This window comes from Ottowia flava, from assembly GCF_008017535.1.
Taxonomy (GTDB): domain Bacteria; phylum Pseudomonadota; class Gammaproteobacteria; order Burkholderiales; family Burkholderiaceae_C; genus Ottowia; species Ottowia flava.
Genome location: NZ_VRUA01000016.1, coordinates 37,049 through 56,953, shown reverse-complemented (window position 1 = coordinate 56,953; position 19,905 = coordinate 37,049). Strand labels below are relative to the sequence as shown.

The following is a 19,905-nucleotide window of genomic DNA, read 5'->3' as shown; positions in this document are numbered from 1 at the left end:
CGGCTGGCCGGGAGGGCGTCGCGCGGGACATGGTGCGTTTACTTGGCCGCGCGGTAGGCGTCGACCACGGCCTTGCCCTCAGGGCCGGCCTTGTCGATCCATTCCTTCAGCATGGTCTCGCCGACCTTCTGCATGTCGCCTTTCAGTTGGGCCGACGGCGGGTACACGGTCATGCCGTTCTTCTTGAGCAGGTCGAGGTACTCGCCGGTTTTCTTCTCGCTGGTGGCCCAGCCGCGCTTTTCGGCTTCGGCCGATGCCTTCAGCAGGCCGTCGCGCGTGGCCTGGTCGAGCGCGTCGAAGGCCTTCTTGTTGGCAACGATCGCGTTCTTGGGCAGCCATGCTTGGGTGTCGGCGAAGAACTTCAGGTGCTCGTAGGTCTTGGTGTCGTAGCCGGTGGAGCCCGAGCTCATGTAGCTTTCGACCACGCCGGTGGCCATGGCCTGCGACAGCTCGGCTTGCTGCACGGTCACCGGCTGGGCGCCCACCAGTTCACCTATGCGCGCCGTGGCCGGGCTGTAGGCGCGCCACTTGATGCCTTTCATGTCGGCGGCGCTGGCCACCTGTTTCTTGCTGAAGATGCCCTGCGGCGGCCACGCCACGGCGTACAGCAGCACCATGCCCTGCTCGGCCAGCTTCTTCTGCACGGCGGGTTTGCTGGCCTGGTACAGCTTCATCGACTGGTCGTAGCTGGTGGCCAGGAACGGAATGCCATCCAGCCCCCACACCGGCCATTCGTTCTGGAAGTTGACCATCAGGAATTCGCCGGCCTGCGCCTGCCCGCCCTGCACGGCGCGCTTGATCTCGGGTGCCTTGAACAGCGAGGCGTTGTCGTGGATCTGGATCTTGAGCTTGCCGCCGGTGGCCGCGTCCACGTCCTTGACGAACTGGGCCAGGTTTTCAGTGTGGAAGTTGTTGGCGGGGTAGGCCGTGGGCAGGTCCCACTTGGTCTGCGCGCCGGCGGTGGTCGCCAGGCCGCCGAGCAGCAGGCCGGACAGGGTGGCGACGGTGCGTCGGGTCAACTTCATGTGCACTCCTTCAGGGGGTTCGTGGATCGCTTGAGCATCGCGGCGCGGGCATCGAGCGTAAAGGGTGAAAACGCGCATGCCGACAACGCAGCGGACTTGAAGTCTAGAAAGGGCTTCGCTAAAGTGTCAACAAAATCTCAACAAATTACCTCGTATTTCGGGAATACCCTGATGCCGGATACACCCCTCGCTTCCGCCACCGCCGGTGTCTCACCGGGCATCGTGTCGTCATCGCACCTGGTCTCACCGCGCAGCGTGGAGGCATCGGAGTTCGAGTTCGGCATGATCGTCGCGTGGAACGCCTTCAGCCGCTGGATGGTGCGCTGCATGGCCGCCGCGGGCGTGCCCGACCTGACGGTGACCGACGTGCTGGTGTTGCACCACGTCAACCACCGCGCGCGCAACAAGAAGCTGGCCGACATCTGCTTCGTGCTGAACTACGAGGACACGCACGTTGTGGCCTATGCCCTCAAGAAGCTGGTGGCCGCGGGGCTGCTGCGCAGCGACAAGCAGGGCAAGGACGTGTTCTACCTGCCCACCGAGGCGGGCGAAGCCGCGGTGGCGCGCTACCGCGCCGTGCGCGAAGCCTGCCTGATGGACAGCGTGGACGCCCAGCTCAACCCGCAGCTGGGCGAGCTGGCGCGCCTGCTTCGGACCATGTCCGGCCTGTACGACCAGGCGGCGCGCGCCGCCTCTTCACTATAAATTCAGTAGCTGCTTGCGCAGGTGGTTGTACGGCGCAAGGCCAATATCATTCAAATCTACCGGAACACCATGACGCACGCATCCCCTACCCATCCGCACCCCCGCTGGCAGTTCTGGATCGACCGCGGCGGCACGTTCACCGACATCGTGGCCAAGAAGCCCGACGGCAGCATCGTCACGCACAAGCTGCTGTCGGAAAACCCCGAGCAGTACAAGGACGCGGCCGTGGCGGGCATCCGCCATTTGCTGGGTCTGACGCACGGCGAGCCGGTCACACCCGATCTGGTGGAATGCGTGAAGATGGGCACCACGGTGGCGACCAACGCGCTGCTCGAGCGCAAGGGCGAGCCGACGCTGCTGGTCACCACGCAGGGCTTTCGCGACGGCCTGCGCATCGCCTACCAGAACCGGCCTCGCCTGTTTGACCGGCACATCGTGCTGCCCGAGCTGCTCTACAGCGCCGTGGTCGAGGCCGACGAGCGCATGGACGCGCAGGGCAACGTGGTCACTGCGCTCGATACGGAAAAGCTGCGGGCCGACCTGGTCGCGCAGTACAAGAAGGGCCTGCGCAGCGTGGCCATCGTCTTCATGCACGGTTACCGCTACGTCGAGCACGAGAAGGCGGCGGCCGAACTGGCGCGCCAGATCGGCTTCACACAGATCAGCACCAGCCACCAGACCAGCCCGATGATGAAGTTCGTCAGCCGCGGCGACACGACGGTGGTGGACGCCTACCTGTCGCCCATCCTGCGCCGCTACGTGGACCAGGTCGCGGCCGAGATGCCGGGTGTCAAGCTGTTCTTCATGCAGTCGTCGGGCGGCCTGACCGATGCGCATGCCTTCCAGGGCAAGGACGCGATCCTGTCCGGGCCGGCCGGCGGCATCGTCGGCATGGCGCGCACGGCCGAGATTGCCGGGCAGCCCAAGGTGATCGGCTTCGACATGGGCGGCACGTCCACCGACGTGAGCCACTACGCCGGTCAATTCGAGCGCGAGTTTGAAACCCAGGTGGCTGGCGTGCGCATGCGCGCACCGATGATGAGCATTCACACGGTGGCGGCGGGCGGTGGGTCGATCCTGCAGTACGACGGCGCGCGCTTTCGCGTGGGGCCGGAGAGCGCAGGCGCCAATCCGGGCCCGGCCAGCTACCGGCGTGGCGGCCCGCTGGCGGTGACGGACGCGAACGTGATGGTCGGCAAGGTGCAGCCCGCGTACTTTCCCAAGGTGTTCGGTCCGCGGGCAGACGAATCGCTGGACGGCGAGGTGGTGCGCACCAAGTTCGCCGAGATCGCGGAGCCGACCGGCCGCCTGCCCGAAGACGTGGCGCACGGCTTCATCCAGATTGCGGTGCAGCAGATGGCCAACGCGATCAAGAAGATCAGCGTGGCGCGCGGCTATGACGTGACGCGCTATACCCTGCAGTGCTTTGGCGGTGCGGGGGGCCAGCACGCGTGCCTGGTGGCCGACGCGCTGGGCGTGTCGCGCGTGCTGGTGCACCCGCTGGCCGGCGTGCTGTCGGCCTACGGCATGGGCCTGGCCGATCAGAACGTGATGCGCGAAACGGCGGTGGAGCTGCCGCTGTCGCCCGAAAACATGCCGGCGCTGCGTGAGCGGCTGGGCGAACTGGCGCTGGCCGCGCAGGCCGAACTGGAGCGCCAGGAGGTCAGCCGTGGCGACATCCGTGTGCTGCGCCGCGTGCACGTGCGCTACGACGGCACCGATTCGGCGCTGATCGTCCCCTTCCCGCACCTGCACGCGGGCCACGTGAGCGACGAGCAGGCAATGCACGAGATCGTCCGTGCGTTCGAGGAGGCGTACCGCCAGCGCTTCGCCTTCCTGATGCAGGGCAAGGCCTTGATCGCAGAAGCCGTTTCGGTGGAAGCCGTCGTGGCCGGTGATGCGCCGACGGAGCGCACCCACGCCCTGCAGGCCGAACGCGACGTGCCCCGCCGCGATACGGTGCGCATGTATTCCGCGGGGCTGGACGGTCAGGCGGCTTGGCACGACGCGGCGCTGATCGTGCGCGAAGACCTTCGGCCGGGCGATGTGATCGACGGGCCTGCCATCATCGCCGAGCAGAACGCCACCACGGTGGTGGAGCCGGGCTGGCGCGCGCGCCTCACGGCGCATGACCACATCCTGCTCGACCGCACGAGCGAGCGCGCCGTGCAGTTCGCCGCCGGAACGACCGTGGACCCGGTGCTGCTGGAGGTGTTCAACAACCTGTTCATGAACATCGCCGAGCAGATGGGCCTGCAACTGCAGAACACGGCGTACTCGGTCAACATCAAGGAGCGGCTGGACTTCAGTTGCGCGCTGTTCGACGCGGAGGGCAACCTGATCGCCAACGCGCCGCACATGCCGGTGCACCTGGGTTCAATGGGCGAGAGCATCAAGACGGTGATCCGTGAGAACGCGGGCCGCATGCAGCCGGGCGATGTCTACGTGCTGAACGACCCCTACCACGGCGGTACGCACCTGCCCGATGTGACGGTGATCACGCCGGTCTATCTGGAAGAGGGTGGCGAGCCGATCTTCTACGTGGGCTCGCGCGGACACCATGCCGACATCGGCGGTATCTCGCCGGGCTCGATGCCGCCCTTCTCGACGCGCATCGAGGAAGAGGGTGTTCAGATCAACAACTTCAAGCTGGTCGATCGCGGCGCGCTGCGCGAACAGGAGATGCTTGCGCTGTTGGCCAGCGGCGAATACCCCAGCCGCAATCCGCAGCAGAACATGGCCGACCTGAAGGCGCAGATAGCGGCCAACGAAAAAGGCGTGCAGGAACTGCGCAAGATGGTCGAGCAGTTCGGCTTGCCCGTGGTGCAGGCCTACATGCGACATGTGCAGGACAACGCCGAAGAGTCGGTGCGCCGCGCCATCACCCAACTGGCCGCACGCATGCAGGGCGGGCAGTTCACACTGCCGCTGGACAACGGCGCCCAGATCCAGGTGGCCGTGACGATCGACGGCGCGGCGCGCACCGCCAAGGTGGATTTCACCGGCACGTCGCCGCAGCAGACCAACAACTTCAATGCGCCGACGGCCGTGTGCATGGCGGCGGTGCTGTACGTCTTCCGGATGCTGGTGGACGACGATATTCCGCTGAACGCGGGCTGTCTGAAGCCGATCGAGGTGGTCATTCCCGAAGGCTCGATGCTGCGACCGAATCCGCCGGCCAGCGTGGTGGCGGGCAACGTCGAAACATCGACCTGCATCACCAACACCATCATTGGCGCGCTGGGCCTCATGGGGGCGAGCCAGTGCACGGTAAACAACTTCACATTCGGCAACGACCGCTATCAGTATTACGAGACGATTTCAGGCGGGTCGGGCGCTGGCGGGGTGTTTGATGCTCAGGGTCGGCTGGTGGACGGTTTCCCCGGTACCAGCGTCGTTCAGACCCACATGACCAACTCGCGCATGACCGATCCCGAGGTGCTGGAGTGGCGGTTCCCGGTCCGGCTGGAAAGCTACGAGATTCGCCATGGCTCGGGTGGCAAAGGGCAGTGGAACGGGGGCGACGGTGGCGTGCGGCGTATGCGTTTCCTGGAGCCCATGACGGCCAGTATCCTGAGCAACGGTCGGGTGCGCGGCGCGTTTGGCATGGCCGGCGGCCAGTCCGGTGAGGTCGGCGTCAACCGTGTTGTCCGAGCCGACGGCAGCGCCGAGGAGCTGGAGCACATTGGCAGCGCAGAAATGCAGGCGGGCGACATTCTCGAGATCCACACGCCGGGTGGCGGCGGTTTCGGCACAGCCTGAAACGGCAGCGAGCGGCCGGAGCCGCTCGCGAAGCACTTTGCAACGTGCGGGGTGCGCGCGCCGCGGTGCAGGAAAAAGTTCTCAGGGTTTGGTTGGCGCAGTGGCTTTGGCGCCTGCCACCGGGGCCACAGGCGCAGCGGTCTTGGCTGCGGCGGGGGCGGGCTGGCTGGGGGCCTTCGCAGCGGGGGCTCCGCTATAGCCAGAGCCGTTGACGGTCAGACCACCCGTGGAAAACTTCGCTGCGTTCTTGCCACCGACACCCTTCACGCGCGCAATGAGGTCAGGCCAGTCCTTGAAAGGGGCTTTCTTGCGCTCGTCCATGATGCGCGTCGACATGGCGGGGCCGATGCCCTTGACGCTATCAAGTTCAGCGGCGGACGCGGTGTTGACATCGACCGCTGCAAACGAGAGCGCGGCGTACGACATGGCCAATGCGGCCAGCAATTTCTTCAGCATGGGTGTCCCTCCTTGGTTGTCGCGACCGACATGGTGCGACCTCTCTGTAACGGCAAGTCACCGCGTCAGGTTGACACCGTGGCTACAGCTCTTCGATTCGACGGGGCGGGAAGCTGTCCCACGCCTGGCATCCAGGGCATTGCCAGAAGTAGCCCTGGGCCTCGAAGCCGCAAGCCGCGCAGCGGTACCGCGCCAGGGGCCTGGCAGCGTCTTCGACCGACCGCTGCACGGCTTCGTGCGCGCCATCGTGCGCAAAACTCTCCTGGCTGAGCCAGCGCGCTGCGGCGATCAGCGAAGGCTCCTGCACCATGTGTCGGACATAGCCTTCGCGGGCCTGCTTCAAGGAAACCCCTGAGGCGACGTCTGCCTGGACCAGAGCGTCCGCGATATCGACCGAGGGATCGACGGCGTACCGGCGCCGCAGGACGCTCCGCGCGCGTTCCAGTTCGCCGAGCTCGTTGCCGATACGGACCAGTTCGCTTGCGACCAGAGGCAGCGCCTGGGGGGCGTGGTCTTCCAATTCCAGCAGGTGAGCGAAGGCGGTGGCGCTGTCGCCTTGCGCCGCCATGGACCCGGCCAACTGGATCCGCGGACGAGCCGCGTCGGGGGCCTGAGCTATCGCGTCACGAAGCAACTGCTGAGCGCGCTGAAAGTCCTTGTGCTTGGCCTGCGCCGTGGCGGCCTGCTCGCACAGGTAATGAGCCAGCCGGTGGGCGAAATCCCCTTGTTGACGCTGCGCCAGGCGTTGTGCGACGGCGGTCGCCTGCGGCCAGTCGCGCCCGCGTTCGTAGAGGGACAGCAAGGTCAGCCAGGCCTGATCCTGGTAGCGGGTGCCGTCCAGCTTGCGCAGCGCTTCCTCTGCCCGGTCCAACAGGCCGGCCTTGAGGAAGTCCAGGGCTAGGGCGTGCTGGGCACGCTCGCGATCGGACAAGGGCAGGTCTGCGCGTGACAGCAGGTGTTCGTGCACGCGTACCGCGCGCTCGTACTCGCCTCGGCGACGAAACAGGTTGCCGAGCGCGAAGTGCAGCTCGGTGGTGTCCGGGTCGCGCTGCACAGCCTCGATAAAGGCATCAATGGCTTGGTCCTGCTGCTCATTCAGCAGATAGTTCAAGCCTTTGAAATAGGCCTTGGGCGCCTGGCGGTTTTCGATGCGCAACTGTCTCAGGTCGAAGCGGGAGGCCAGCCAGCCCAGCGCAAAAACGATCGGGACGCCCAGCAGCAACCAACTGAGATCAAACTCCATGGGGCGGTGGAATCAAGGTGTCGTCCAACGGGGCCATGTTGGAATGGCGTTCAGTACCTGATGGAGGGCGCGCGTTGCGCTTGGCCCACCATCCCGGCAGCATGCCCAGCACACCGACCACCAGGCCGGAAGCGAAGGCCACCAGAACGATCAACATCATGGGCGCGCGCCACTGGTGGCCGAAGAGCAGGTGCACGGTGGCGTCCTGCTGGTTATTCAGGGCAAAGGCGAAAAGGGCAAAAAAAATGGCTGCCTTCAGTATCCACTTCAGCAGCCTTGTGAGCTTGGACATGAATCTTCCACGAGGTTCGGGAAGATTCTAGTTTCTATTGGCGACGCTGCGACCGGCTCATCCTGCATTGCCGGGCAATTCGTGCCCCTCGACCGGCTGGCTGCCCACGGCTTCGCGCAAGGCTTTGCCTGGCTTGAAGTGGGGCACCCTGCGTTCAGGAATCGGCACGCTCTCGCCCGTGCGGGGGTTTCTGCCCATGCGCGGAGGGCGCCGGTTGATCGCGAAACTCCCAAAGCCACGGATCTCGATCCGGTGGCCACGCACCAAGGCGTCCGCCATGGCATCAAGAATGGTCTTGACGGCCGCGTCGGCATCCTTGTGCGTGAGTTGGCCGAAGCGTTCGGCCAGCATTTCCACCAGATCTGATCGTGTCATAGGTCGACACGGCCGGGTAGAACCGACCGTTCACACGCTTACTTCTCGTTGTTGTCGAGCTTGGCACGCAGCAGGGCGCCCAGGCTGGTGGTGCCGGCGGTGCCGGTGTTCTGGCTCAGGTTGGCCATGGCTTCCTGCTGGTCGGCGGCGTCCTTGGCCTTGATCGACAGCTGGATGTTGCGCGACTTGCGGTCGACGTTCACCACCACGGCATTCACCTCATCGCCGACCTTCAGCACCTGGCTGGCGTCCTCGACACGGTCGCGGCTGATTTCCGACGCACGCAGATAGCCCATGATTTCGTTGCCCAGATCAATCTCGGCACCCTTGGCATCGACCGAGTGAACGGTACCGGTGACGGTCTGGCCCTTGTCGTTGACGGTGACGAACGTCGTGAACGGGTCCTGGTCCAGCTGCTTGATGCCCAGGCTGATGCGCTCGCGGTCAACGTCCACGGCCAACACGATGGCCTCAACGTCCTGGCCCTTCTTGTAGTTGCGCACGGCGGCTTCGCCGGGCTCGTTCCAGGACAGGTCGGACAGGTGCACCAGGCCGTCGATGCCGGCAGCCAGACCCACGAACACGCCGAAGTCGGTGATCGACTTGATCGGGCCCTTCACACGGTCGCCGCGCTTGGTGTTCTGGGCAAACTCCTGCCATGGGTTGGCACGCGTCTGCTTCATGCCCAGCGAGATGCGGCGCTTGTCTTCGTCGATCTCGAGCACCATGACTTCGACCTCGTCGCCCAGCGACACGATCTTGGACGGGGCCACGTTCTTGTTGGTCCAGTCCATTTCGGACACGTGGACCAAGCCTTCGATGCCGGGCTCCAGCTCGACGAACGCACCGTAGTCGGCGATGTTCGTGACCTTGCCGAACATGCGCGTCCCTGAGGGGTAGCGGCGCGACACGCCCAGCCATGGGTCGTCGCCCATTTGCTTGAGGCCCAGCGACACGCGGTTTTTCTCGGTGTCGAACTTGAGGATCTTGGCCTGGATTTCCTGGCCGGTCTGCACCACTTCCGACGGGTGGCGCACGCGACGCCATGCCATGTCGGTGATGTGCAGCAGGCCGTCAATACCGCCGAGGTCCACGAACGCACCGTACTCGGTGATGTTCTTGACCACGCCGTTCACGATGGCGCCTTCCTTCAGGGTCTCCATCAGCTTGGCGCGCTCTTCGCCCATCGAGGCTTCGACCACGGCGCGGCGGCTCAGCACCACGTTGTTGCGCTTGCGATCCAGCTTGATGACCTTGAACTCGAGGGTCTTGTTTTCGTAGGGCGTCAGGTCCTTGGTGGGACGCGTGTCGACCAGTGAGCCCGGCAGGAAGGCGCGGATGCCGTTGACCAGCACCGTGAGGCCGCCCTTGACCTTGCCAGCGGTCGTGCCGGTGACGAAGTCGCCCGAATCCAGGGCTTTTTCCAGCGCCAGCCACGAAGCCAGACGCTTGGCGGTGTCGCGGCTCAGGATGGTGTCGCCGTAGCCGTTTTCGATGGAGCCAATGGCCACCGGGACGAACTGGCCGGGTTCGACTTCGAGGCCGCCCTGGTCGTTCTTGAACTCCTCAATTGGGATATAGGCCTCGGACTTGAGGCCAGCGTTGACCACGACGAAATTGTGTTCGACGCGCACCACCTCGGCGGTGATGACTTCACCCGGGCGCATTTCGGTGCGCTGCAGGGATTCCTCGAACAACTGGGCAAAAGATTCAGACATGAAATTTCCTTGTCCGCACACACAGGTTTGCGATGGCGGGATTGCTATCGCTTCTAAAAGACTGCGGTCGGAAGGTGACGGCCACAGGGCCGCGGGTTAAGGGTTGAACAACCGGCTGACCCAATGCACTGGAACGTGCAGGAGGGAGGCCAGACGGAGCGGAAAAAACCAGACGGGATGAAATCCGAGTCTGGCCGTGCTGCGACAGCGCGAGCCTTGAGGGCTCTAGAACGGTTGCCGCGCCTGCCACCAGCCAAGCACCCGGTCAACCGATTCCTCGACCGACAGCTGTGAATTGTCCAGAAGCAGGGCATCTTGCGCTGGTTGGAGTGGCGCGACACTCCGGGACGAATCGCGGGCGTCGCGTGCAGCCAAGTCGGCGCGAAGACTGTCAATATTAGCGGAAATTCCCTTGGAAATCAACTGCTTATGGCGGCGATCGGCGCGTTGGGCGGCGTCGGCGGTCAGGAACACCTTGAGCGGGGCGAAGGGGAAGATCTGCGTGCCCATGTCGCGACCGTCGGCCACCAAGCCCGGCAGGCGGGCAAAGCTGTGCTGCAAATTCAGGAGCGCCTCGCGCACGCTGGGCAATGCGGAAACGCGGGAAGCGTCCATTCCAGCGGCTTCGGACCGGATCTGTTCAGTGACTTCCTCGCCAGCCAGCCATACCCGGTCGGCTCGGAACTGCACCGGCAACTGCCGCGCCAGCGCAGCAATTTCTGCTTCGTTGACGGGCTCGGGCTCCAACTGGGCCTGTCGGGCGGCCAGGCCGGTCAGCCGGTAGAGCGCGCCAGAGTCCAGATAGTGGTACCCCAGCCGGTGCGCTACCGCCGCCGCCAGGGTGCCCTTGCCCGAAGCGGTCGGGCCGTCCACGCACAGCACAGGCACAGGTGTCGAGGGTTCGGCGATGGCGAACAGCGTTTCGAAATAGTCGGGAAAGGTCTTTCCGACGCAGCGCGGATCCTGAATGCGCACCGGCAAGCGGGCCGGATTGAACGCGGCAAGCGAGCCGCACATGGCCATGCGGTGGTCGTCGTAGGTGTGCAGCGAGGCGGCGCGCCAGCCTGTGGTCGAATCAGGCGGGGTGACGCGGATGAAGTCCGTGCCTTCTTCGACTTGGGCGCCCAGCTTGCGCAACTCGGTCGCCATGGCGGCGATGCGGTCGGTTTCCTTGACGCGCCAGGAAGCGATGTTGCGCAGCGTGCTGGGGCCGTCGGCGTAGAGCGCCATGGCGGCCAGCGTCATGGCCGCGTCGGGGATGTGGTTGCAGTCCAGGTCAATGGCCTTCAGTGGCCACGCGCCGCGGCGTACCTGCAGCCAGTTGGGCCCGCTGTCGATCTCCGCGCCCATGGCGCGGGCGGCGTCTACAAAGCGGATGTCGCCCTGTATGGATTGTTCGCCTACGCCTTCGATTTTCAAGCCATTTGGCCCTCTGCCGGGCTCTGATATTGCGCCAGCAGCTATGAAATAGCTAGCAGACGATGCGTCGGCTTCAACATGGATATCACCCGGCGAGCGGTAGCGACTGCCCTGCGGGATGGTGAAACGCGACCATCCCTCGCGCTGCACCTGCACGCCAAAGCGTGCCAGCAGCTGCAGCGTGATCTCGACATAGGGGCGCGAGATCAGCTCGCCCACGACCTCGATCACGACATCGCGTCTGCCTGGTTGACTGGCCGCCAGCGGCAAAGCCAGCAGCAGCGCCGTGAGGAACTGACTGGACACGTCGCCGCGCACGCCGATCGGCTGGTCCAGCCGCACTGCGGGTTGGCCGATGCGCAACGGCGGGTAACCCGGTGTGCCGAGGTAGTCGATGGTGCAGCCCAGCGCCCGCAGGGCGTCGACCAGATCGCCGATGGGGCGCTCGTGCATGCGCGGGATGCCGCGCAGCTGGTAGTCGCCGCCCAGCACCGCCAGTGCGGCGGTGAGCGGGCGCATCGCCGTGCCAGCATTGCCCAGGAACAGCTCGGCCTGCGGTTGCCGTGGGCGGTTGCCCAGGCCATCAATCGTGGCGCGGGAACCGTCGACCTGCACACCACAGCCCAGCGCGCGCAGGGCGTCCAGCATGACGCGCGTGTCGTCCGAATCCAGCAGGTCGTGCACGACGGTGCGGCCTTCGCACAGCGCGGCCAGCAGCAGGACCCGGTTGGAGATGCTCTTGGATCCGGGTAGGCGCACGCTACCGCGCACACTGCGCAAGGCGGGAATGTCGAGAAATTCGGTGTCGTACACGGCGGCAGGAGGAATGAAAACGGTGCGGTGAGGCCGTCAGCGCCGGGCGCGACGCCCGCGCTTTCAGCGCGAGCCGGGCGTCAGGCGCCAGTTGGCGCGGGCGTGGCTGGCGCGGTTGATCAGGCGTTCCAGTTCGTCGGCTTGGCCGTTGGCGATTAGGCGTTCGAAGTCGCCCAGCGCCTGCTTGAACAGATCGGTCTGGCGCGCCAGCTCTTCGCGGTTGGCGATGAGCACGTCGCGCCACAGCTGAGGGTCGCTGGCGGCGATGCGGCTGAAGTCGCGAAAGCCGGGCCCAGCGAGCGACAGGAACTTCTCGCCGTCCTCCTGCGCGGTGATGCCGTTTATCAAGGCGAATGCAATCATGTGCGGCAAGTGGCTGACGGTGGCGAACGCCGCATCGTGCGATTCGGGGGACATGCTCTCGACGTTGCAGCCGAGCGCGCGCCACAGCGCTTCAGCCTTGTCGATCTTGGCGGTCTGGGTGCGTTCGATCGGCGTCAGGATGACGTGCCGGCCGGCGTAAAGCGACGCGTCGGCGTTTTCCACGCCGGAGACCTCGCGCCCGGTGATCGGGTGCGCCGGCACGAACAGGCCGACGTCGTGCTTTAAGACCCGGCGTGCCGCATCGACCACATCGCGCTTGGTGGAGCCGACGTCCATGATCAACATGCGCGGATCGAGCAGGTGACGGATGGCCTTGAGCGTGTTTTCGGTCGCTGCCACGGGGACGGCCAGCAGCACCAGATCGGCGCCCGACACGGCGAGCAGGGCGGAGGGTGCTTCGACATCGATCACGCCCAGCTGAAGCGCGCGCGCCGTGGTGGAAGGAGATTTGCTGTAGCCCACCACGCGGCGCACCAGTCCGGCGCGCTTGAGCGCCAGGGCGAACGAGCCGCCCATGAGACCACAGCCAATCAGTCCCAGTTGATCAAACATCTTGTCCCAGTGGATATGCCCCCAGCACCTTATAGAACGCGCATTGGGCCTGAAGCTCGGCCAACGCCGCCTGCACATGCGGCTCGGACGGGTGACCGGCGATATCGATATAGAAATAGTAGTCCCACTGGCCCGATTTGGCAGGGCGGGACTCGAAGCGCGTCATGGACACACCGTGCTTTTTCAACGGTGTCAGCATGTCGTGGACTGATCCCGGTGTGTTGGGCACCGACACGACGATGCTCGTGCAGTCCCGTCCGGTCGCCGTCGGCATTCCCAAGGTCTGTGGCAGGCAGATGACCGAAAAGCGGGTGCGGTTGTAGGCCTCGTCCTGGATCGCGTGGCCGACGATGTGCAGACCAAACTGCGCGGCAGCCCGGTCGCTGGCCAGCGCGGCCCAGGCGGGGTTGCTGGCGGCGAGGCGAGCGCCCTCGGCATTGCTGCCCACGGCACGGCGCTCTGCGTGCGGAAGATGCTCGGTCAGCCAGCGCTGGCACTGCATCAGGGCCTGCGGATGCGCCAGTACGGCCTCGACCCGGTCGAGCGTGTTGACCTGGCGCAGCAGGTTGTGACGTACCAGCAGGCTGACTTCGCCAACCACGTGCACAGGCGAATGCAGGAACAGGTCGAACGAGCGCGTCACCGCGCCTTCGGTGGAATTTTCGACCGCGACCACGCCGAACTGCGACGTTCCCGCGGCCGTGGCGTGGAAAACCTCGTCGAAGGAGCTGCAGTACACCAGATTGGCCGCGCTGCCGAAGAATTCGATCGCCGCCTGCTCGGTGAAGGTGCCTTCCGGCCCCAGCACCGCCACGCGCTGCGGGACTTCGAGGGCCAGGCAGGCCGACATGATCTCGCGCCAGATCGCGGCCACGTGCTGGTTTTGCAGCGGCCCCGTATTGTTGCCCTGGATCTTGGCGATGACCTGCGCCACGCGGTCGGGGCGGAAGAAGGGTGTGCCTTCATGGCGTTTGAGCTCGCCCACCTCCTCGGCGACGCGGGCGCGCTGGTTGAGCAGGGACAGCAGTTGGGCGTCCAGACTGTCGATCTGAACGCGCAACTTGGCGAGGGCGTCGGACTGTATGGGAGAAGAACTCATGCGGCGCGCGAATCCAGCAAGGACGCCGGCCCGAGGGCCGGCGTATACGAAAACCGTCGATTCTGGACGATTATTTCTTGGCAGGGGCGGACGACCCGCCAGAGCTGCTCACGATGCGGTTGGCGGCAGCTTCGAACGTCTTGGCGCCGCTTTCGACTTGCGGCTTGGTCGCGTCGATGATGCGCTTGGCCCAGGCGTTGGTGGCATCCGGGCCGAGGGCCTGGAATTTGGCGCTGACGGGCGACTCCATATAGGCGACGATGGTCTTGAGCTCGTCCTCGGTCAGCTTTTCCATGAAGATGGGCACCAGCGCGGCCTCTGCGGCCTTGGCTGTCTGGGCTTCGACGGCCTTGTGCGTGCTGTCGGCGAACTTCTTGAGTTCGACGTCCAGCTTGTCGCGCACTTCTTTCTGGCGTGCCGGAGGAACGGTTTCGTCGAGGCGCTGCGACCAGCCAGCCAGCAGGGGCTGCACAGCGGTGCCGGTCAGCTGCTCGATCATCGCTTCGCCGTCGGCCTTCTGCTGCATCTGGGCCAGCTTGACGGCGAGCGCACGTTTGCTGTCATTTTGGGCGTGAGCTCCCGTGGAAACTGCGCAGACAGCTGCAAAAAGAATAGCAAATGGCAGTTTGGAAAAAGTGGCGTTCTTCAAGGGTTGCTCCATCGTTAATCCTGGGGTTGTTCGTCGTCGGGTTCGGCCTCGGCTTCTTGCGCGTCGTTCTCGACGATGCGTTGCAGGCCGCTGAGTTGGGCGCCGTCGTCCAACGAAATCAGCGTGACACCCTGGGTGGCTCGGCCCATCTCGCGGATCTCGGCCACCCGGGTGCGCACCAGCACACCCTTGTCGGTGATCAGCATGATCTCATCATCAACGCCGACCAGCGTCGCTGCGACGACTTTGCCGTTGCGCTCGCTTTGTTGAATCGCGATCATGCCCTTGGTACCACGCCCGTGACGTGTGTACTCGGTAATGTTGGTGCGTTTACCGTAACCGTTTTCAGTGGCAGTTAGAACACTGTTGCGGGCCATTGGTTCCGAGTCTTCGGCGCTCGCATCTCCAGGCGCCACCAGCAGCGCAATGACACCCTGACCTTCTTCCAACTGCATGCCGCGAACACCGCGGGCGTTGCGGCCCATCGGGCGCACGTCGTTCTCGTCGAAGCGCACAGCCTTACCACCATCAGAAAACAGCATGACATCGTGCACGCCATCGGTCAGCGCTGCGCCGATCAGGAAGTCGCCCTCGTCCAGGTCGACCGCGATGATGCCGGCTTTGCGTGGGTTGCTGAACTCCGGCAGTGCCGTCTTCTTGACGGTGCCCATCGATGTGGCCATGAAGACGTAGCGGTTTTCGGGGAAGGTGCGTGCGTCGCCGGTCAGCGGCAGCACCACGTTGATCTTCTCGCCTTCGGCCAGCGGGAACATGTTGACGATCGGGCGCCCGCGCGAGCCGCGCGAGCCGGAGGGCACCTCCCACACCTTGAGCCAGTACAGCCGGCCGCGGTTGGAAAAGCCCAGGATGTAGTCGTGCGTGTTGGCGATGAACAGCTGGTCGATCCAGTCGTCTTCCTTGGTGGCGGTGGCCTGTTTGCCTCGACCACCGCGCTTCTGCGCGCGGTACTCAGAGAGGGGCTGAGCCTTGATGTAGCCGCTGTGGCTGAGTGTGACCACCATGTCGGTGGGGGTGATCAGATCTTCCGTCGCGAGGTCCTGCGCGTTGTGCTCCACGATGGAGCGGCGTGCGCCCTCCTTGGTCTGACCGAATTCGGTCTTCAAGGCGGCCAGTTCCTCGCCGATGATCGTAGAGACGCGTGCAGGCTTGGCCAGAATGTCGAGCAGATCCTCGATCTCGGCCATGACCTCCTTGTACTCCGCGATGATCTTGTCCTGCTCCAGGCCGGTCAGCCGCTGCAGTCGCATCTGCAGAATTTCCTGCGCCTGCGTGTCCGACAGGCGGTACAGGCCGTCCTGCTGCAGGCCGAAGTCACGCCCCAGCGATTCGGGGCGGTAGTCGTCAGCGCTGATGGTCGCCCCATCCTCGCGCGTGCGCGTCAGCATCTCCCGCACCAGCGCGCTGTCCCAGGTGCGCGCCATCAGTTCGGTCTTGGCAACTGGCGGTGTAGGCGATTCTCGGATGATCCGGATGAACTCGTCGATGTTGGCCAGTGCCACCGCCAAGCCTTCAAGCACGTGGCCGCGATCGCGCGCCTTGCGCAAGTCGAACACAGTGCGCCGCGTTACCACCTCACGGCGGTGTTGCAGGAAGACCTGCAGCAACTCCTTCAGGTTGCACAGCTTGGGCTGTCCATCGACCAGGGCCACCATGTTGATGCCGAAGGTGTCCTGCAGTTGGGTCTGCTTGTAGAGGTTGTTGAGAACGACCTCAGGAACCTCGCCGCGTTTGAGCTCGATCACCAACCGCATGCCGGACTTGTCAGATTCGTCCTGGATGTGGCTGATGCCTTCGAGCTTCTTTTCGTGCACCAGCTCGGCCATGCGCTCCTGCAGCGTCTTCTTGTTGACCTGGTAGGGGATCTCGTCCACCACAATGGCCTGGCGCTGGCCCTTGTCGATGTCTTCGAAGTGCGCCTTGGCGCGCATCACGACCCGGCCGCGGCCGGTGCGGTAACCATCCTTGACACCCTGGATGCCGTAGATGATGCCGCCCGTCGGGAAGTCGGGCGCCGGCACGATTTCCATCAGTTCCTCGATGGTCGCGTCCGAGTGGTGAAGCAGATGCAGGCAGGCATCGACCACTTCGTTCAGGTTGTGCGGCGGAATGTTCGTGGCCATGCCGACCGCGATGCCGCCAGAGCCGTTGATCAGCAGGTTGGGCAGCCGCGTTGGCAGCACCGTGGGCTCTAACTCCTTGCCGTCGTAGTTGGGCACCATGTCGACGGTCTGCTTGTCGATGTCCGCAAGGATCTCGCCAGCGATCTTTTCCAGTCGACATTCCGTATAGCGATAAGCGGCCGCACTGTCGCCATCAACCGATCCGAAATTCCCCTGCCCATCAATCAGGGGGTGGCGCAGGGAGAAATCCTGTGCCATGCGCACGAGCGCCTCATAGGTTGCCGAGTCACCGTGCGGATGGAAGCGACCAAGCACGTCCCCCACCACGCGCGCGCACTTCACGTAAGGCCGGTTCCAGACGTTGTTGGCCTCGTGCATGGAAAACAACACGCGTCGGTGGACCGGCTTGAGCCCGTCTCTGGCATCTGGGAGGGCGCGCCCGACGATCACGCTCATGGCGTAATCCAGGTAGCTTCGCCGCATTTCCTCTTCCAGGCTGATCGGAAGTGTTTCTTTGGCGAACGAAGTCATATAGATATAGAAGCAAGGCAGGCGGTGAGCAAGCCGTCAATTTTAGGCTGAATCGCTTGTCGTATCAGAGCAACACAAGCCCGGAATTCGGGCTTTGTCTGACGGCGCGGGCGCCCGTTCTGCTAAGAATGCAGAAGGACGTGTGGCACAATCGACGCAGCGTTTTCGGTGGTGGTCACTTGAAGCGTCCGATTTATCGCAGCCCGGCTGCGGCTTTTTTCCCCATGAGGAGAACCATGAAGAAACTGAACAAAGTGGCGACCCTGTTCGCTGTTGCAACCGTGGCTGGTTCCGCCTTCGCAGCTGGCTCGACGATCAACTCTGACAACTGGCGTAACGGCCACGGCAACCTGATCTGGAAAAACGGCACGAACGAACTGTGCTGGCGCGATGCCTACTGGACGCCCGCCACGGCTGCTCCTGGCTGTGATGGCGCCCTGCAGGCTCCTCCCGCTGCTGCTCCGGCACCCGCTCCTGTGGCTGCTCCGACTCCCGCTCCGGCACCCGCTCCTGTGGCTGCCCAGAAGGTGACGTACGCTGCTGACGCCTTCTTTGACTTCGACAAGTCTGTGCTGAAGCCGGAAGGCCGCGCCAAGTTGGACGATCTGGTCGGCAAGATTAAGGGCATCAACCTGGAAGTCATTATCGCCGTGGGTCACACCGACTCCGTTGGCTCTGACGCCTACAACCAGAAGCTGTCGGTTCGCCGCGCTGAAGCCGTGAAGGCCTACTTGGTGTCCAAGGGCATCGAGCGCAACCGCATCTACACCGAAGGCAAGGGTGAGAAGCAGCCTGTGGCTGACAACCGCACCGCCGAAGGCCGCGCCAAGAACCGTCGCGTGGAAGTGGAAGTGGTCGGCACGCGCGCTCAGTAATTCCCACTGAGTTTGCTCGACAAAAGCCTTGAGGGTGTTTGCCCTCAAGGCTTTTTTATTTGAACGGTGAAGCAGATGGCCAATGCCAGTCGTGGGTTCTGGCGCTCTGTCTTGCGCTTGGTGGTAGGGTTAGCTGCCGGTTCATGTGTGTGCGCGCTCGCCGACGCGCCGCAAGAGTCTCGTGCATTGTGTCAACGCGCTTTAAGCACGCTCTTCAAAGGCAGTCAGCCAACGGTACTGGTCGTTCTGTCGCCGCGCATGCCTCTCGCGCTGCAGGAGTGGCGTCGAATGCAAGTTACTGCTGAGGACGACGGATTTCAGGTGTTGGCAATGCGCGATCCCAGAATTCCTGATGGAGAGTGGGCACAGGCCTTGACCAAAGTGGCTTCAGACGGTCTCACTGACATTGGTTTGATCGCCCAGACAACGGCAGCCGACTGTGGTCTGTTGAACCATACGCCTTCAGCGTTGGTTGGTCGCTGCGGCGCGGTGCATCCTTGGCCCATCTTGGGCGTGATGCCCAGTGATTTTTGGGCAGACACACTGCATAGCAGGCTAGGACAACTGGCGGGCGAGGGGTGCAAATGAGGGGCACGGCACGACTTGGCTTTCGTGTGCTCGTGCCCGTGCTCGCGGTCGCCGGGCTCACTCAAATGTATGATGCACAAGCGCAAGGAGACAGGGAGGAAAATAGGTGTATTGCGGCGATCTCCTACCACGCCCTTGACAGCGCAGTGGTCGGCCGTGGTACCCAAGGCCTTCCCGCGCTGGGCACTTATGAGCGCATCAGTCCGGATGGCCGTTTCATTCTTCGCTCCTACTCCGGCGAACAGGTCGGCACCGTCAGTCTGATGGAATTATCCGAAACTTCCGACGGACCCGTTCGCGTCTACAAGACGCCATTTTCCAACGAGGCATTTCCGGTTCAGCAGACTTGGCGCTACCTAGTCGACGTGTCGGGAGAACACTATCGTTTTGCTGAAGTGCTGCATGACCAAAATCGGGCAAGGCCCGTATTTCGGGGTGGCATGACAGGTTTTTACGCAGCGGCGTCCGAACTGTTGGTCGCTAATCCTTCAGGGAACGAGGCTTCACTTGGAGCCCAGACGGTCTTCATCCGATCGCTCAGTTGGCCTCAGAATGCCGATTCCGACAGTCAGGGCGTCGGGCCGTTGCAACTTGAGACGATCGAGGTGCGCGATGATGGCCGAACCGCGAGGGTCGTTCGGTCAAGTGGTCCGCGCTTCATCTGTGGTCAACGGCGAGGCGAGGATGGCGGGGCTTTTGCGCTGCCAATGATTTCCATCGACGGAATGGAGTTTTCCGCCATCCCCCAGTCGCCTCTGAAAGGCCAGCCCAGCATGCGCGTCTACGGACTGGCAATGGAGCCATTGGCCAAGGAGCACCCGTGCGACCTGCGAGCCGATCTTGGCTCGTCGCCGAGCAAGGCGGTGTTTGGCTACCCATCCAAATCTGCGTCCGGACCGACATGGTTGACCTACAGTGATCTGGGGAGCGCATATGTTTTTGATCGAGCGCTAAAGACTGCGTTTCGACTGGACCATGCGCGCGAACGCACTTTGGTCAGCGCGTTTCCAGGCCTGACGCGTGACGGAAGGGTTGTCTATGGGGCGACCTGGCGTGAGTGCACCGCCTCGGGCCAATGCTCAGGTGCGGCGGGGTATGTGGTCTCCGATCCGTACCAGAGCGCCGCTTACAGGGCGCATTGGCAGAGGCGCAAAGAGCCCGCCCCCAAGCTTTGCATAACGGAGGCCGAGGTCCACGCAGAGCGTGTGCGCTTCGCGCAGACGAGCGGCTTGTCCATGCCAGCAAGGGCCCGCTCTGCAATGCCTGAATGATCGCCAC

16 protein-coding genes are annotated in these 19,905 nt (G+C 64.0%); 5 read left to right on the top strand and 11 right to left on the bottom strand.

Annotated features, from left to right (window positions below; genetic code table 11):
* Positions 1-38: 38 nt before the first annotated feature.
* A complete protein-coding gene (locus tag FVQ98_RS14945; protein WP_147914252.1) occupies positions 39-1,025 on the bottom strand; it encodes a TRAP transporter substrate-binding protein in 987 nt (328 codons plus the stop codon).
* Between the two features lie 171 nt (positions 1,026-1,196).
* Here FVQ98_RS14945 and FVQ98_RS14940 point away from each other — a divergent pair, with 171 nt between their 5' ends.
* Both FVQ98_RS14940 and FVQ98_RS14935 read left to right on the top strand, forming a co-directional pair.
* Positions 1,197-1,730, top strand: coding sequence for a winged helix DNA-binding protein (locus tag FVQ98_RS14940; protein WP_147914251.1), 534 nt, complete (start codon positions 1,197-1,199; stop codon positions 1,728-1,730).
* A gap of 69 nt (positions 1,731-1,799) precedes the next feature.
* Positions 1,800-5,492, top strand: coding sequence for a hydantoinase B/oxoprolinase family protein (locus tag FVQ98_RS14935; protein ID WP_147914250.1), 3,693 nt, complete (start codon positions 1,800-1,802; stop codon positions 5,490-5,492).
* 81 nt (positions 5,493-5,573) lie between these two features.
* Here FVQ98_RS14935 and FVQ98_RS14930 read toward each other — a convergent pair whose 3' ends face one another.
* The 10 genes from FVQ98_RS14930 to gyrA all read right to left on the bottom strand — a co-directional run bounded on the left by FVQ98_RS14930 (position 5,574) and on the right by gyrA (position 17,164).
* Positions 5,574-5,948, bottom strand: coding sequence for a ComEA family DNA-binding protein (locus tag FVQ98_RS14930; RefSeq protein WP_147914249.1), 375 nt, complete (start codon positions 5,946-5,948; stop codon positions 5,574-5,576).
* A gap of 82 nt (positions 5,949-6,030) precedes the next feature.
* On the bottom strand, positions 6,031-7,191 hold the full coding sequence (gene lapB, locus FVQ98_RS14925; RefSeq protein WP_147914248.1) for a lipopolysaccharide assembly protein LapB: 1,161 nt from the start codon (positions 7,189-7,191) through the stop codon (positions 6,031-6,033).
* Complete coding sequence (locus FVQ98_RS14920; protein ID WP_147914247.1) at positions 7,181-7,483, bottom strand: lipopolysaccharide assembly protein LapA domain-containing protein; 303 nt, start codon at positions 7,481-7,483, stop codon at positions 7,181-7,183. Before FVQ98_RS14920 ends, lapB begins: the two co-directional genes overlap by 11 nt.
* A 57-nt stretch (positions 7,484-7,540) precedes the next feature.
* Positions 7,541-7,858 (bottom strand): integration host factor subunit beta, encoded by a 318-nt coding sequence (locus FVQ98_RS14915; protein WP_147914246.1) that lies wholly within the window; start codon positions 7,856-7,858, stop codon positions 7,541-7,543.
* 38 nt (positions 7,859-7,896) lie between these two features.
* Positions 7,897-9,576 (bottom strand): 30S ribosomal protein S1, encoded by a 1,680-nt coding sequence (gene rpsA / locus FVQ98_RS14910; RefSeq protein ID WP_147914245.1) that lies wholly within the window; start codon positions 9,574-9,576, stop codon positions 7,897-7,899.
* A 225-nt stretch (positions 9,577-9,801) separates the two neighbouring features.
* Positions 9,802-11,808 (bottom strand): bifunctional 3-phosphoshikimate 1-carboxyvinyltransferase/cytidylate kinase, encoded by a 2,007-nt coding sequence (locus FVQ98_RS14905; protein WP_147914244.1) that lies wholly within the window; start codon positions 11,806-11,808, stop codon positions 9,802-9,804.
* A 63-nt stretch (positions 11,809-11,871) separates the two neighbouring features.
* Positions 11,872-12,744, bottom strand: a complete 873-nt coding sequence (locus FVQ98_RS14900) for a prephenate dehydrogenase (protein WP_147914243.1) — start codon at positions 12,742-12,744, stop codon at positions 11,872-11,874.
* On the bottom strand, positions 12,737-13,843 hold the full coding sequence (pheA, locus tag FVQ98_RS14895) for a prephenate dehydratase (protein WP_147914242.1): 1,107 nt from the start codon (positions 13,841-13,843) through the stop codon (positions 12,737-12,739). The genes FVQ98_RS14900 and pheA overlap by 8 nt, the downstream gene beginning before the upstream one ends.
* A gap of 70 nt (positions 13,844-13,913) precedes the next feature.
* Positions 13,914-14,369 carry a DUF2059 domain-containing protein gene (locus FVQ98_RS14890; protein ID WP_187265754.1) on the bottom strand — a complete coding sequence of 152 codons (456 nt, stop codon included), beginning with the start codon at positions 14,367-14,369 and terminating at the stop codon, positions 13,914-13,916.
* Positions 14,370-14,506: 137 nt separating this feature from the next.
* A complete protein-coding gene (gene gyrA, locus FVQ98_RS14885; protein WP_147914240.1) occupies positions 14,507-17,164 on the bottom strand; it encodes a DNA gyrase subunit A in 2,658 nt (885 codons plus the stop codon).
* Between the two features lie 236 nt (positions 17,165-17,400).
* Between gyrA and ompA the strand changes: the two genes are divergently transcribed.
* The 3 genes from ompA to FVQ98_RS14870 all read left to right on the top strand — a co-directional run bounded on the left by ompA (position 17,401) and on the right by FVQ98_RS14870 (position 19,898).
* The gene (gene ompA, locus FVQ98_RS14880; protein ID WP_147914239.1) at positions 17,401-18,039 is read left to right on the top strand and encodes an outer membrane protein OmpA; all 639 of its coding nucleotides are present in this window, start codon (positions 17,401-17,403) and stop codon (positions 18,037-18,039) included.
* 288 nt (positions 18,040-18,327) lie between these two features.
* Positions 18,328-18,627, top strand: coding sequence for a hypothetical protein (locus tag FVQ98_RS14875; RefSeq protein ID WP_147914238.1), 300 nt, complete (start codon positions 18,328-18,330; stop codon positions 18,625-18,627).
* 32 nt (positions 18,628-18,659) lie between these two features.
* Complete coding sequence (locus FVQ98_RS14870; RefSeq protein ID WP_187265753.1) at positions 18,660-19,898, top strand: hypothetical protein; 1,239 nt, start codon at positions 18,660-18,662, stop codon at positions 19,896-19,898.
* The last annotated feature ends 7 nt before the right edge of the window (positions 19,899-19,905 follow it).